Annotated in this window: 13 protein-coding genes; 9 read left to right on the forward strand and 4 right to left on the reverse strand. The window is 38.2% G+C overall.

All coding sequences use genetic code 11. From position 1 onward, the window contains the following. The first annotated feature begins 464 nt into the window (after nucleotides 1–464). The 7 genes from K1X82_11950 to K1X82_11980 all read left to right on the forward strand — a co-directional run bounded on the left by K1X82_11950 (nucleotide 465) and on the right by K1X82_11980 (nucleotide 5905). Nucleotides 465–1127 carry a heme exporter protein CcmB gene (locus K1X82_11950; GenBank protein MBX7182816.1) on the forward strand — a complete coding sequence of 221 codons (663 nt, stop codon included), beginning with the start codon at nucleotides 465–467 and terminating at the stop codon, nucleotides 1125–1127. 44 nt (nucleotides 1128–1171) lie between these two features. After that, nucleotides 1172–1897, forward strand: coding sequence for a cytochrome c biogenesis protein CcsA (ccsA, locus tag K1X82_11955; protein ID MBX7182817.1), 726 nt, complete (start codon nucleotides 1172–1174; stop codon nucleotides 1895–1897). Nucleotides 1898–1944: 47 nt separating this feature from the next. Continuing rightward, the gene (locus tag K1X82_11960; GenBank protein ID MBX7182818.1) at nucleotides 1945–2214 is read left to right on the forward strand and encodes a hypothetical protein; all 270 of its coding nucleotides are present in this window, start codon (nucleotides 1945–1947) and stop codon (nucleotides 2212–2214) included. A 2-nt stretch (nucleotides 2215–2216) separates the two neighbouring features. Then, on the forward strand, nucleotides 2217–2627 hold the full coding sequence (locus K1X82_11965) for a cytochrome c maturation protein CcmE (protein MBX7182819.1): 411 nt from the start codon (nucleotides 2217–2219) through the stop codon (nucleotides 2625–2627). Between the two features lie 3 nt (nucleotides 2628–2630). Continuing rightward, nucleotides 2631–3137, forward strand: coding sequence for a phosphoribosyltransferase (locus K1X82_11970; GenBank protein ID MBX7182820.1), 507 nt, complete (start codon nucleotides 2631–2633; stop codon nucleotides 3135–3137). 171 nt (nucleotides 3138–3308) lie between these two features. Then, nucleotides 3309–4613: an ammonium transporter gene (locus tag K1X82_11975; protein ID MBX7182821.1), complete on the forward strand. Its 1305-nt coding sequence runs from the start codon at nucleotides 3309–3311 to the stop codon at nucleotides 4611–4613. An 80-nt stretch (nucleotides 4614–4693) separates the two neighbouring features. Further along, nucleotides 4694–5905 (forward strand): alanine dehydrogenase, encoded by a 1212-nt coding sequence (locus tag K1X82_11980; protein ID MBX7182822.1) that lies wholly within the window; start codon nucleotides 4694–4696, stop codon nucleotides 5903–5905. A gap of 8 nt (nucleotides 5906–5913) precedes the next feature. Here K1X82_11980 and K1X82_11985 read toward each other — a convergent pair whose 3' ends face one another. Genes K1X82_11985 through K1X82_11995 form a run of 3 tightly spaced genes read right to left on the reverse strand, consistent with a single transcriptional unit; the run spans nucleotide 5914 to nucleotide 9597 of the window. After that, nucleotides 5914–6540: an inorganic pyrophosphatase gene (locus K1X82_11985; GenBank protein MBX7182823.1), complete on the reverse strand. Its 627-nt coding sequence runs from the start codon at nucleotides 6538–6540 to the stop codon at nucleotides 5914–5916. Next, the gene (locus K1X82_11990) at nucleotides 6540–7991 is read right to left on the reverse strand and encodes a hypothetical protein (protein ID MBX7182824.1); all 1452 of its coding nucleotides are present in this window, start codon (nucleotides 7989–7991) and stop codon (nucleotides 6540–6542) included. The genes K1X82_11985 and K1X82_11990 overlap by 1 nt, the downstream gene beginning before the upstream one ends. Next, nucleotides 7969–9597, reverse strand: a complete 1629-nt coding sequence (locus K1X82_11995; protein ID MBX7182825.1) for an acyl-CoA carboxylase subunit beta — start codon at nucleotides 9595–9597, stop codon at nucleotides 7969–7971. The genes K1X82_11990 and K1X82_11995 overlap by 23 nt, the downstream gene beginning before the upstream one ends. A 162-nt stretch (nucleotides 9598–9759) precedes the next feature. Between K1X82_11995 and K1X82_12000 the strand changes: the two genes are divergently transcribed. Together K1X82_12000 and odhB are read left to right on the forward strand one after the other, a co-directional pair. After that, nucleotides 9760–12516, forward strand: coding sequence for a 2-oxoglutarate dehydrogenase E1 component (locus tag K1X82_12000; protein MBX7182826.1), 2757 nt, complete (start codon nucleotides 9760–9762; stop codon nucleotides 12514–12516). 41 nt (nucleotides 12517–12557) lie between these two features. Next, a complete protein-coding gene (odhB, locus tag K1X82_12005; GenBank protein ID MBX7182827.1) occupies nucleotides 12558–13805 on the forward strand; it encodes a 2-oxoglutarate dehydrogenase complex dihydrolipoyllysine-residue succinyltransferase in 1248 nt (415 codons plus the stop codon). Nucleotides 13806–13822: 17 nt separating this feature from the next. On the opposite strand, the gene K1X82_12010 is transcribed toward odhB, so the two are convergent. Then, a partial coding sequence (locus K1X82_12010) for a response regulator (protein ID MBX7182828.1) occupies nucleotides 13823–15416 on the reverse strand: 1594 nt, incomplete at its 5' end.

A 15416-nucleotide genomic window follows, 5' to 3' on the forward strand; every position in this document is an offset into this window, starting at 1 on the left:
CCAGAACACAAAAAGTCGAATGTTATATTTTTCAAATTAGATGCTCTTAAATCGAACCATTTTGAAGGATATTAAACGAAAAATGGCGTCTAAAGGTGGTTTTTGGACAAACTGTCGTTGCCCGAGGGTGCAAGTCCGGGAGTTTTCACTTCGGAATTTGGGTTAAACAGTTAACAATCAAAGTCTTTGGCAATCTCTGCTTTGGACAACGAACCAAATTAGAACCTTGCACTATCTTCCCGGGTAGGGATAGAAGTGAAAAGCCCACAGACGCCCACGGCGATAGCCTGGGCGGCGAGGACTTGTAACGGATAGCCCGACCCCGAGCCGCAAACAGGCTGGGACAAAACAAAACAGGTATGCGAGGGGGACCCGCCAAATTACAAACAACCTCATCCAAGGGATTCAAATACTTCGGCATTTACGGCTCAAAATCTAAAATCTTGTACCTACCTTTGCAGCGAATGTCGTTATTTTCAGAGATACGCACCCAATTGGAATTGGAACTTCGGTTAGAAAGCCGAAACAAGTTTGCCATGTACTCCATTTTGCTTTATGTATCGGGCACGGTATTTATTTGCTATTTATCGTTTTTAGGCAACTTAAACGCAGCCACCTGGAATGCACTTTTTTGGATAATTTTATTGTTTAGCGCGATACAAGCGGCTTCCAAATCGTTTTTAAATCAAAGCAGGGGGAATTTTATTTACCATTATTCTTTGTTATCGCCACAGGCCTTGATTGTATCAAAAACCATCTACAACATTGGCCTAATGTTAGTAGTTGCCTTATCGGGATTGTTATTTTTCAGTATATTTTTATCGAATCCGGTTCAGGACCATGTTTTATACCTGATTTCAATCCTTTTGGGAGCCATGGGATTTGCCTCAGTATTAAGCATGGTATCGGCCATTGCCTCCCGTTCGGGGAATAATGTAGGCCTGATGTCGGTATTGAGTTTCCCTTTGTTATTACCGCTTTTACTTACCTGTATTCGACTTTCGAAAAATGCGATGGACGGATTAGATTGGTCAGTTTCCTACAAGTTATTGATTATACTTTTGGCTTTGAATTCGATTACTTGGGTATTGTCTTATTTGCTTTTTCCTTACCTTTGGCGCGAATAATTTTGGGTGAGAAATCCAAAAAAATCTCTACCGAAATCAACTGAATGAGCTTTATTTCCAATATAAAAAATCTCTCGAAACCTACCGAAAAAACCATCTTTGGTTTAGCCTGGTGGAAGTGGTTAAGCATCGTATTATTGTTTTACAGTGTAGCCGCAGGATTTTTGGGCAGAGTTCCGGCTTTACCCATTTTACATGAAACCATACGCAACTTGTATTTTCATGTAACCATGTGGTTTTCGATGATGATTTTACTTACTAGTGGATTGGTATTCAGCATCATGTATTTATCAGGCTCCAATCCGAGGCATGATATTTATGCATCCGAATCGGTGAATGTTGGTTTATTATTTGGCACGTTGGGATTAATAACCGGTAGTATTTGGGCCAAATTTACCTGGGGTGCTTATTGGGTGAACGATGCCAAGCTAAATGGAGCAGCCATAGGGATGTTGGTTTATTTGGCTTATGTGGTTCTAAGAAACTCTATGGATGAGGAACAGAAACGCGCAAGGATAGCGGCAGTTTATAATATTTTAGCATACACCATGTTTATGGTTTTCATAATGATAATGCCAAGGTTGGTAGATAGTTTACATCCCGGCAATGGAGGAAATCCAGGATTTGGAAAATACGATTTGGATAGTCAAATGCGATTGGTATTTTATCCGGCAGTAGTAGGATTTGCCTTATTAGGAGTATGGATTTTACAAATTTTGGTTAGAATTCGAATTTACAAACAAAAGCAATTAATCAAGAACTTCAAATGAAGCGGTTTAGCCTGGTAATCACCTTTGCATTTTTAATCATCTGTTCCATGGTATTTGGTATTTCGTCAAGTAAGGCAGATACCATCACCCAGGTTGACACCCTAAAATACGGAGATAGTTTAGTGATAGAAAAATCGGTTGCCATTACTGATACATTACAACTCGAAACCAATACGGTAGAAATGGCCACCGGATTGCGGAGTGATGGCAAAATATATGTGGTAATATTGGTACTTTCGATTGTTTTGGCGGGCATTTTCATTTTCCTGATCAGCATCGATAAGCGATTAAAAAACCTTGAAAAAGGAGAAAAATAACGATGAAAACAACTCATATTATTGGAATTATAGTAATTGCTATAGCTATTGGGGCCATTTTATGTACCCTCAACGATAGCAGCACTTATGCCAACTTTTTAGAAGCTACCGAACATACCGGAAAAGAATACCATGTAGTTGGAAAGCTGGACAAAGGCAAGGAATTTGAATACAATCCTCAGGTGAATGCCAATTTATTTACCTTTTACATGGTAGATAATCAAGGAATAGAGAAAAAGGTGTATTTCAATGGTGCAAAGCCACAAGACTTTGAGAAATCGGAACAAATTGTGGTGGTAGGAAAAATGTTGGACTCGGGCGAATTTGCCTGTTCAAAAATACTGATGAAATGTCCGAGCAAATACAACGATCCGAATGGGCAAGGCATGAAGGAATTTAACGCCAACAGCTAAATGATGGAGGAAAGGATTCAAATTTTAGACCATGGTAAAATCCAGCTTAAAACCAGCAGGATTGCTCGCCATTTACTAGAAGATTTTTACCAAGAACATGAAATAGTTTTGGTAGGAATTAAAGGTAGTGGATTTGAATTTGCAAAAAGAATAGCTGCGGAGTTACAAAAAGTAAGTCCGGAAACTTCCATATTACTAGGAGATTTATACATTGACAAGAAGAATCCAAATTTACAAAGCACTTATTCGGATATATCATCGGAAGTTGCCAATAACAAGGTGGTGGTAGTAATTGACGATGTTTTGAATACCGGCAAAACCTTGTTGTATGGGGTAACCCATTTCTTGGGCTATCAACCCAAATGCATCAAGACAGCAGTGTTGGTTGATCGAAGCCACAATGATTTCCCAATCAAGGCTGATTACATAGGATTTCCCATGGCTACAACCTTAATGGAACATGTGAAGGTTGTATTTGAAGAAAACGATTCAAAAGCCTATTTAGAATAAATTCGGTTGGAAAATGCTTGGATAGGAGATCATTTCAATTCCAAAAACCGATTTTACAGAAGGAAAAAACCAAAATACAGCTTATTCCGTTGGTAACATGTCAATAAATACCACTGATAGCTTAGTCTGACAAGGCTTTTGGAATGTATTTTTGTACAATCCAACATTCTTATGAAAATACGTTACGGTCAAATAGCCTTGGTCATCCTTTTTTTATTGGCCATTGCGGCAGTATTAATTCCAACCACTCATCCAAGTTCAGATAGTTTAGGAAGCACCGCTGATACGGCTTGGATACTGACTGCCTCTGCCTTTGTTTTGGTAATGACTCCCGGACTTTCCTTTTTTTATGGAGGAATGGTATCCAAGAAAAACGTCATTTCAACCATGTTACAAAGCTTTATTTCCTTAGGCGTTATCAGTTTACTGTGGTATGCTTTTGGGTTTAGTTTGGCATTTGGAGAAAGCATAGGAGGAATTATTGGAAATCCATTTACATACGCCTTTTTTAATAATGTTGGAACAGCCCCTCATCCAGTAATGGGAGCCAAGATTCCATTTTTGTTATTTGCTGCATTTCAGTTAAAATTTGCCATAATAACACCTGCATTAATTACCGGAAGTTTTGCAGAAAGAGTGAGGTTTTGGGCCTACTTACTTTTTATGTGTTTGTTTTCTTTACTTATTTACTGTCCTTTAGCTCATTGGACCTGGCATCCGAATGGTATCCTATACAAGTTGGGGGTTTTGGATTTTGCAGGAGGAACGGTAGTGCATATTTCAGCCGGTTTTGCAGCTTTGGCAGGAGCATTGGTGTTAGGTCGTAGAAAAACACACCTTGAAAATGGGCATGCAACAACACCGGCAAATATTCCATTTGTATTATTGGGTACCGGACTATTGTGGTTTGGATGGTTTGGTTTCAACGCCGGCTCTTCGTTAGAGGCTAATCAAACAGCCGTATTGGCTTTTGTTAATACCAATATTGCTTCGGCAACTGCCATGTTATGTTGGATAATTATTGATACTGTAAAAGGATTAAAACCCTCTGCTTTGGGAGCTTGTATTGGAGCTGTAGTAGGGTTAGTTGCCATAACACCCGCGGCCGGATTTGTTTCTATAGGTGCCAGCGTATTTATAGGAGTATTTTCTGCTGCTATCAGCAATTATGCCGTTCATTGGAAATCAAATAAAACTACCATTGACGATACCTTAGACGTATTTCCTTGCCATGGCATGGGAGGAATAACCGGAATGATTTTTACCGGGGTATTTGCTCAGAATGGTGGATTAATTACCGGAAGTACCACCCTGTTTTTCAACCACTTACTTGCTTTGGTTTTGGTTTCGGTTTTTACCTTTGGTGGAAGTTTTTTACTTTATAAACTTACCGATGTATTAATTCCGCTAAGAGTTGGGGAAGACAAAGAAGACTTAGGTTTGGACTTAAGTCAACACGGTGAAAGTATTGACTAATATAGGTTGATAACTCCATTTAAGGAAAGTAGCCAACTGGATTGTTTTTTTTACCTTTGTTTTAGTTTGTCCGAATTACCATGATAGTCAATCAGCCTAATCTTTCATTTTCTTCCGTTTTATTACCCAAAGAAGAAACTTTGGAAGTAGGGAATTTAAAGAAATCTTTATACATAGGACTTCCCAAAGAAACCAATTTTCAGGAGAATAGAATTTGTTTAATTCCACAGGCCGTTTCCTTGTTAGTAAACAATGGCCACCGGGTAGTTGTAGAAAGTGGAGCCGGTTTAAATGCCAAATTTGAAGACAGAGCATACAGTGAAGCCGGTGCAGAAATAGTGTATGACAAAGCAGAAGTATACAAAGCGGATATTTTACTAAAAATCTCTCCTCCATCGTTAGAAGAGATTGAATTAATGCAACGTAAGCAAGTATTATTTTCTGCCTTACAATTGACAGTTCAACCTGACGATTTCCTTAGGCGTTTGCTTTCAAAAAAAGTATCGGCAATAGCCTTTGACTATGTCAAAGACAAAGAAGGAATTTATCCTTTTGTAAGATCGATGAGCGAAATTGCAGGATCTACCTCTATTCTAATAGCTGCGGAATACTTAAGCAGTGCTCGAGATGGAAGAGGATTGCTATTGGGGGGAGTAGCAGGAATACCTCCAACCAGGGTGGTAATATTAGGAGCAGGAACGGTTGGAGAATTCGCGGCAAGAGCAGCATTAGGATTGGGCGCTACAGTAAAGATATTTGATGATAGTTTGTACAAATTAAGTCGTTTCCAAAACGATATCGGCACACGGATTTACACCTCCATTATTGAACCTTCCATTTTAGCATGTGAATTAAAAACTGCTGATGTGGTTATTGGTGCTATTCGAGCCAGTTCTAGCCGTTCGCCTATTTTGGTAACAGAAAAAATGGTAAGTGATATGAAGCCGGGTTCGGTTATTGTGGATGTTTGTATTGACCAAGGCGGTTGCATTGAAACATCCGAAGTAACTAACCATGCTAAACCAGTATTTACCCGACATGGTGTTATTCATTATTGCGTTCCCAATATTGCCAGCAGGGTAGCTGAGACTGCCTCAACTGCATTAAGCAATTTATTTGCCCCCATTCTCATTAAAATGGGAGAAAATGGAGGATTTGAAGGATTTATCAGGAATGACAGAGGTTTGAGGAATGGTGTTTATTTATTTAATGGCATTCTGACGAACAAATACTTGGGAGATAAATACAAACTTCCTTACAAGGACATGAATTTATTGATGTCGGCATTCTAAGTAAAAGCCTAAAGCGATACTGTTTTAAACTTATTCTTATAATCTTCCTGGCTGCGTCTGATAACTTCCAAAGCTTCCTCACGTCCATAAACATTCTCGATTCTGCAGGTTGGAGAGTCTGAACCCGGCAAATTTTTATAGGTCAAAAAATAATGCTTAAGCCGATCCAAAATGTGGGTTGGACAGTCAGAGATATCCTTCCAAGTTTTATAGGATTCATCATGTACAAAAACAGCTATAATTTTATCATCTGCCTGTCCTTTGTCGATTAGCCTCAAACCACCGATAGGAATGGCTTGAAGTAAAATATTACCATGAGCAATATTAAATTCAGTAAAAATACAAATGTCCAACGGGTCACCATCTCCTTCTAAAACCTGCTCCCCACTTTGCAAGGAGCAATATTCAGCTATTTTTTCTCCACAATAGGTTTGAGGAACAAAACCATACAAAGCCGGAACTCGATTAGAAAATTTTTGTGGACGATCCACCTTTAAAATTCCAGATTCCTTATCAATTTCATACTTAACTGCATCGGTAGGAACAATTTCAATAAAGGCATTAACCACCTTAGGACTTTCTTCACCCGGGCTAACACCATGCCATGGATGGAACGTTTGTTTAGAAATTTTCATTAGAATGAAGTAAAAAAGGTTAAAAATACTCCGCTTTGTCCTTTTCGATTAATTGAATATTCCAAGCGCCAAATACGGTCATAATAAGACAATAATTCAAGCCCCATTCCTGAGCCCATCATAAAGGTATTGTTCAGCGGATTTTTCATAGTCCATTGGTCATCATAAACATATCCCAAATCGGTATGCATGTTAAAGAACAATGAAAAAGGAATGGTATTAAACTTTTCGGTAGGGATAAACTTCAACTTGATGACAAAGTCTTTCAATAAAGCAAACTTAATGTTGGATTTTAAATAGCCATAGTAACGGCCTTCCACTACGTATTTTTCATATCCTCTAACAAAGTCCAACTCATATCCTAAACCGAATCGATTGTAATAAGGAATAATCCCGGTTCCGGCCTTAACCTTTGCACCTAATTGAAAATATGCTCTATCAGAAAAACTCCAATAACCGGCTGCTTTTGCACTCAAATAAAGCGGTCCTTTCAATTCATTGTTTAGCAGCCCTAAACCAAACTTACCCAGTTCAGCTTCCAAATAATACCCTTTCAATGGAAAGATTTTATAGTCTCTTAAATCTCGCTTGTACAGATAAACCAAGTAAAATGAGGCTGCCTGATTGGAATTCAATCCAAAAAAATTCGGATTCATTTCAACAATGGTATCGGCTACTTTAGTATTAACGTAACCCAGATCTAGTTCATGCAAATTATACAAACCTTGGCGATAAGTTAAACCTAAGTAACTATCCCATTCTCTCCTGACATATCGATCTGTTTCTCTGTAAAAATGGAGTGTATTCTGGGCAGATTCATAAGCAATTTCATGGTTATGCAAGAAAGACCCATAAACCACCAATCCCAAGGTTTGAGACCGATTCAAGTAAGGAAACTGATACTCCAGGTAATAGTTTTCATTAAACCCATGTCCAATATTAACTTTCAAACGATCCTTATGGCCCGTAAAATTCTTCCAAAAAATGGTGATACCATAATCAAGTCTTTTAGGATCTTTGTTTTGAATCCAGGTTGAAAAATTCCTATCAGCCACATACAGGTAAGGAACCGGGAAAATATACCAACGTTCTTTAACTGCCACCTTCAATTCCAAGGAACCGGGCCCAAGCTGAACTGTGTCGACAGTTACGAAGATAAAAAGCAAGGTATTTTGGACATTAAACTTAATTCTGTCCAATTGTTTTTGCAGGTGATCAGAATGAATTGTATCTCCCTCCTGATACATCAATTCTCTCCGAATTACTCTTTCCTTGGTAATTTTATTTCCGGAAACAGTGACTTTGGCAATGGTAAAATAATCCTGTGCCAGACTAGATTTTGACTGAAGGAGAAAACAGGCAATACAAAATAGCGCTCGGAAGAATAATTTGGTATTTATCCGAACAAGCCTAAAAACCGAAAACAAGTTAGGTTTGAATAACTCCGACATTATACGGTTTGGTAATTGGGGCATGGTTAGCCATTTCGATACCTAAGGAAAGATGTTTCCTGGTTTCTAAAGGATTAATAATTCCATCCACCCAAAGTCTAGCGGCAGCATAGTAGGGTGAAGTTGTCTCATTGTATTTTTGTGTAATTGTTTCCAATAAGTTCTTTTCATCTTCCGGTGCAATGGTTTTCCCTTGTGCTTTTAGTGCTGAAACTTGAATTTGAAGCAAGGTTTTAGCGGCCTGAGCTCCTCCCATAACAGCTATTTGAGCAGTAGGCCATGCCAACATTAACCTGGGATCATAAGCCTTACCACACATAGCATAATTTCCGGCTCCATAGCTATTTCCGATAACCACGGTAAACTTAGGAACAACTGAATTAGCCATTGCATTAACCATTTTTGCTCCATCCTTAATAATACCGGCGTGTTCACTTCTGCTACCCACCATAAAGCCGGTAACATCATGAAAAAAGACCAAAGGAATTTTCTTTTGGTTGCAATTCATAACAAATCGAGCTACCTTATCTGCGCTATCGTTATAAATCACCCCTCCCATTTGCATTTCACCTTTTTTTGATTTGACCATTTTGCGTTGATTCGCCACTATTCCAACAGCCCAACCTTCTATTCGGGCTAGTCCACAAAGGATGGATTGACCAAATTTTTCTTTATATTCTTCAAAGGACGAATCATCAACAATGCGATCAATGATTTCCCGCATATCATACGCTTTATCACGAGTATCAGGCAATATGCCAAAAATATCCTTGGGATCTTTTGCAGGTTTTTTAGGCTTTATGCGATCAAAACCGGCTTTATCATAGTCTCCAACTTTATCCATAATGGAACGGATACGATTCAAGCAGTCCTGATCATTCAGGCATTTATAATCGGTAACCCCTGAGATTTCGCTATGTGTGGTAGCGCCACCCAAGGTTTCATTATCAATATCTTCACCTATGGCTGCTTTAACTAAATAGGAACCTGCCAGAAAAATGCTACCGGTTTTGTCAACAATCATTGCTTCATCGCTCATGATAGGAAGGTAAGCACCACCGGCGACGCAACTACCCATGATTGCTGCAATTTGAAGAACACCCATTGAACTAAGAATGGCGTTGTTTCTGAAAATTCGACCAAAATGCTCCTTATCAGCAAAAACTTCATCTTGCAAAGGCAAGTAAACACCGGCACTGTCAACCAAATAAATAATTGGCAACCTGTTTTCCATAGCAATTTCCTGGGCGCGAAGATTTTTCTTGGCAGTAATCGGAAACCAGGCACCAGCTTTAACTGTAGCATCATTGGCTACTACGATGCATTGGCGTTTGGAAACATATCCAATCATTACCACTACACCTCCGCCCGGGCAACCTCCATGTTCTTTATACATTTCATCCCCTGCGAATGCACCAATTTCTATTCTGGAAGAATCTGCATCTAACAACAAATCAATTCGTTCCCTGGCAGTTAATTTTCCTTTTTCATGCTCCTTTTCAATTCTTTTTTTTCCTCCCCCAAGAGCCATTTTTTCCAAACGTTGTTCAAGCTGTCGGGCCAACAAGCGATTGGCATCCTCATTCTTATTAAAGGTTAAGTCCATGGTTTATTTTATGGGGACGAAGATAATTGAGTAATGCATGAAATTTGAAAAATCGAAGGAATTTCCACCAGAATGGTTTTGACAACAAAAATTAAGAAAGTAAAACCTTTATTAAAATAAGAATGGCCATGAATTTTCCTATTTTTGCGGTACGAAAATTGAATGGAAAAACAAGCTTATGTTGGAAGCGGTGATCCTGCCGCTATTGATCAACTATACCAATCCTATCTACAAGACCCTAATTCAGTAGATATATCCTGGCAAAAATTCTTCGAAGGATTTGAATTTGCACAAAAATTCTTCCCTCTGAAGTCAGGCGCAGAAACAGTAACCTCTCCGCTTCTGCAAAAGGAATTTGATGTCATTAATTTGATTAATGCCTATCGGAAAAGTGGTCATTTGTTCACAAAAACCAATCCGGTTAGGGAAAGAAGAAAATATACCCCTACACTTTCCATTGAAAATTTCAATTTGAGCAATGCAGATTTAGAAACCGAGTTTGATGCCGGCAGATCTATTGGTTTAGGTAAAGCTAAGCTGAAAGATATCATCAATCACCTTCATCTGACGTATTGCCAAAGTATAGGTGTAGAATATATGTATATCCGCAGACCGGATGTAATTGAATGGTTGCAATCCAAAATGGAACCCAACCAGAATACTACCTTATTGCCAATAGAAAAGAAACGCAGAATCCTTCAAATGTTAAACAAAGCTTCTGTATTTGAAAGCTTTTTACACAAGAAATTTGTAGGAGAAAAACGTTTTAGTTTAGAAGGTGCAGAAAGTTTGATTCCCGCTCTTGATACCTTAATTGGACGAGGAGCAGAATTGGGAGTTGAAGAATTTGTTATGGGAATGGCTCATCGTGGACGTTTAAACGTATTGGCGAATATTCTTCAAAAAAAATACGATGATATTTTCAATGAGATTGAAGGAAAAGACTACGATGACAAATCATTTGAAGGGGATGTAAAATATCACATGGGATATACTAGCCAATACCCAACCGATGGAGGTAAATCTGTTGGTATTTCGCTTTGTCCAAATCCTTCCCACCTTGAAACAGTAAATCCGGTAGTTGAAGGTATTTCAAGAGCTAAACTGGACCATCAATATCAAAATGATTATTCCAAAGTTTGTCCAATCCTAATCCATGGAGATGCAGCGGTTGCCGGACAAGGTGTTGTTTACGAAGTGGTTCAAATGGCCAAATTAGATGGCTATAAAACAGGGGGAACTATTCATATTGTCATCAATAATCAAGTTGGATTCACAACCAATTACCTGGATGCCCGCAGTAGTATCTATTGCACCGACGTTGGAAAAGTAACCTTAAGCCCTGTTTTCCATGTAAATGGTGATGATGTTGAGGCAGTTGTTTATACAATGAAACTAGCCATGGAATTTAGGCAAATGTTTAAAGGCGATGTTTTCATTGATTTATTGTGCTACCGGAAATATGGACACAATGAAGGTGATGAACCTAGGTTTACTCAACCTCTGCTCTACAAAACCATAGCCAGCCACCCCAATCCTTTGCAAATTTACAATGCGAAACTTACAGAACAAGGAATTGTTGAAGCCGGTTTAGTTAAGGAAATGGAAAAGGAATTCAATGAAGAACTCCAAGCCAGATTGAATGCTTCAAAAGAAAAAAACAAAACCTATATAACTCAATTCCTCCAAGAAAATTGGAAAGGAATTTCCAAAGGTTTTGAAGAAGATTTTGATTTAGCCGTTGAAACCGGTGTTTCCAAAGACATCCTGCTAGAAATAGCTAAAAAAATTAGTGCCATTCCCGAAGGAAAAAAGTTTTTCAAAAAGATTGAAAAAATCCAACAGGACAGACATGATATGGCTTTTAAAACTAACAAATTAGATTGGGGCATGGGCGAACTATTGGCCTATGGTTCCTTGTTGTTAGAAGGACATCCAATCCGGTTCAGTGGCCAAGATGTTGAACGTGGTACCTTTAGCCATAGACATGCCGTTATCAAACTGGAAGATAGTGAAGAAGAATACATTCCACTGAATAACCTATCCACCAATCAGGCTAATCTTCAAATTTACAATTCCTTACTTTCAGAATATGCCGTTTTGGGTTTTGATTATGGATATGCCATGACTTGCCCTAATGATTTGGTAATTTGGGAGGCTCAATTTGGAGATTTTGTTAATGGAGCTCAAATCATTATTGATCAATATTTAACAAGCGGGGAAGAAAAATGGAAAACCATGAATGGCTTAGTGATGCTATTACCTCATGGATATGAAGGTCAAGGTGCGGAACATAGCAGCGGAAGAATGGAACGCTTTTTACAAAACTGTACTTCCGAAAACATTCAAGTTGCCAATTGTTCCACCCCGGCTAATTTGTTTCATCTATTGCGCCGTCAGTTAAAACGCAACTTCAGAAAACCCTTGGTTGTTTTCACTCCAAAAAGCTTGTTGCGTTTGCCGCAATGCGTTTCTCCAATTGAAGATTTCACACATGGAAGCTTCCAAGAAATCATTGACATCAATAACCCCAAACCGGAACAAACTGAAAGAGTATTACTTTGCAGTGGAAAAATTTATTACGAATTGGTTAAACGAAGAGATGAAACCGGAGACACCAAAACCTCCATTATTCGTCTTGAGCAACTCAATCCGCTTCCTTCTAAAAAATTAACCGCCCTTCTTGCAAAATATAAAAAAGCCAAAACTTGGACTTGGGTTCAAGAGGAACCAGAAAACATGGGAGCTTGGACTCATATCCTTCGCCTTTGGAAAGATGTCAAATTGGAACTTATCGCCAGAAATGCAAGTGGAACACCTGCTACCGGAAGCCATGACAGACATGATTTGGTTCAAGAAATATTGATGGAAAGAGCCTTTGAAACTACCCCTATAAAACAAGTTAAGGAGAAGGTTTAAAGTCACCTAAACAAAAAAAAATTGTAATAAAACATTAAAAAATGATAGCCGAAATGCAAGTGCCCAGTCCGGGCGAATCAATTACAGAAGTTGAAATTTCAAGATGGTTAAAACAAGATGGTGACTATGTTGAAAAAGATGAAGAATTGGCAGAAATTGATTCAGATAAAGCAACTCTTACCCTAAATGCAGAACACAGTGGAGTATTGAAAATTATCGTTCAATCAGGTACAGTTAAAGTTGGTGATGTGGTTTGTTCCATTGATACCGATGCCAAAGGAAGTCCAAAAGCGAAAACTGCTGAAACAAAACCAAGCAAAACAGAAGTAGTACCTAACCCACTTCCGGCTTCTAAACCTGAAAAAGCAGAAGATCCAAAAACATCCAACTATGCTTCGGGTACACCTTCCCCTGCTGCTGCTAAAATTTTAGCTGAAAAAAACATTCCGAGCTCCCAAGTAACTGGTACCGGCAAGGATGGCAGAATAACAAAAAATGATGCCATTTTAGCTAAAGGTTTCACCATGCCTGAATCAGAATCAGGTTTTACCGGAGGAAGCAGAGATACAGAACGTCAGAAAATGACTGCGTTGCGAAAAAAATTAGCGCAAAGACTTGTATCTGTTAAAAACGAAACTGCCATGTTAACCACCTTTAATGAGGTTGACATGAGTGCCATGATGGACATTCGTAAACAGTATAAAGAAAAATTCAAGGAAAAACACGGCGTTAATATTGGATTTATGTCCTTCTTCACAAAAGCTGTTACAGAAGCCTTAGCATTATATCCCGCAGTAAATGGTCAAATTGATGGTGATGAAATTGTTTACCATAAATATGCCGATGTTGGCATAGCTGTTAGCACTCCAAAAGGTTTAATGGTTCCTGTTTTAAGAAATGCCGAAACCATGAGTCTGGCTCAAATAGAAAGCGGAATTGCCGCATTAGCTGCAAAAGCGAGGGATGGGAAAATCACCGTGGATGAGCTAAATGGTGGAACTTTCACCATAACAAACGGCGGTGTTTTCGGCAGTATGATGAGTACTCCAATTATTAACCCACCACAAGTTGCAATTTTAGGAATGCATAACATCATTGAAAGACCTGTAGCTGTAAATGGGAAAGTAGAAATCCGTCCAATGATGTATGTAGCATTAAGCTATGACCACCGAATTATTGATGGACGTGAATCGGTTGGATTCTTGGTAAAGGTGAAAGAAATGCTTGAAAATCCGGTTAAACTATTGTTTGGCAGCAAGCATCCTCACGAAATTCTACTTGGATTATAATAACAAGTATTTAAATATTACATGGTATCACTAAGGATTCTTTTCCTAATTTTGGAATAGAACTCAAGGGTACCATGTAGTTTTTTAGAATCAAAAGGCTTACTGATATATTCATCAAAATCCTTAGAAATTTTATCTTCCAATTCGGTTTCTACATTCGCAGATAAAGCGATAATAGGAATCCTTCCTCCTGTTTCCATTCTTCGAATAGCAGAAGTTGCCTGAATTCCATCCATTTCAGGCATTTGAATATCCATTAACACCAAATCGTACGAAGTTTCCTTAAACTTTTCTATTGCAATTGCTCCATTAGCTGCTACATCAATTACACAACCCCATTTTTCTAATAATCGTTTGGCAAGAAGTACATTTACAATATTATCCTCTGCTAATAAAATACGCATACCTTCCAAACTATTCAAACCTACATTTTCCATTATTTCCTTTTCAGCAGAGGCTACCTTTCCAAAATGAATGGTGAACTCAAAGTTAGATCCACTTCCGGGCTGACTTTCTACCCAAATCCGTCCACCTTGCAACTCAACTAGGCTCTTAGAAATAGATAAACCTAATCCGGTACCTCCGTACTTCCTGCTGGTTCCAATTTCAGCCTGACTAAAGGAGTCAAAAATGGTACCTATTTTTTCATTCGGTATTCCAATCCCTGAATCCTTAATCTGAAACCGAATTTCATAGGAAGTTTCCGATTCCTTATCAATCAAAAAACCAATACTCACTTCTCCAAAATTGGTAAATTTGATGGCATTTCCTACCAAATTGTTTAGTATTTGGTTCAATCTCAATTCATCACCTAATACAAAAAGGTTGTTTTTCTCATATGGAACTAAATGGAACTTTAACCCTTTCTCAATTGCTTTGGAATTAAACATATGAAATAGATTATTCATTACCACCTTTAAATCAAATGGTCTATTTTCGAAAGATAACTTTCCTGCTTCAATTTTTGAATAATCCAAAACATCATTAACTAAACCCAATAAATGGTTAGTGGAATATTGTAATATCTGCAAATATTCCTTTTGATCATCCCTGGGATTTTCACTTGCCAACAAATCAGTAAATCCTATTACCGCATTCATAGGTGTTCGAATTTCATGACTCATGACTGATAAAAAATCCGATTTGGCCTTGGCCAGTAATTCCGCATCTTCTTTGGCTTTCTTAAGCTTATCTTCCGCAAGTTTTTTATGTGTTATATCCTTGGTTAATTTCGAAAATCCTATCGTATTTCCATTTCGATCCGATAAAGCAGTTATAGAAATACTAGCCCAAAACTTAGTGCCATCCTTTTTCACCCTCCAACCTTCGTCCTGTACTTTTCCTTCTATTCTGGCCTTTTTAAGCAAATGTTCGGGTAAGCCTTGAAGAATGTCTTCCTCCGTATAAAATTGTTTGTGACTTTTTCCGAGAATTTCATCTGCTTGATATCCTTTAATTAGTTCGGCGCCTTTATTCCAGTTGGTAATTTTCCCTTCATTATCTAATAATAAAATTGCATAATCCTCAACCTCTTCATCCATTTTATGGTACTGTTCTTCACTTTGCCTTAACTTTTCCATATGTACCCTTTCTGCAGTAATATCTACTTTA

The sequence above is a fragment of the Bacteroidia bacterium genome, from assembly GCA_019695265.1.
Taxonomy (GTDB): Bacteria; Bacteroidota; Bacteroidia; order JAIBAJ01; family JAIBAJ01; genus JAIBAJ01.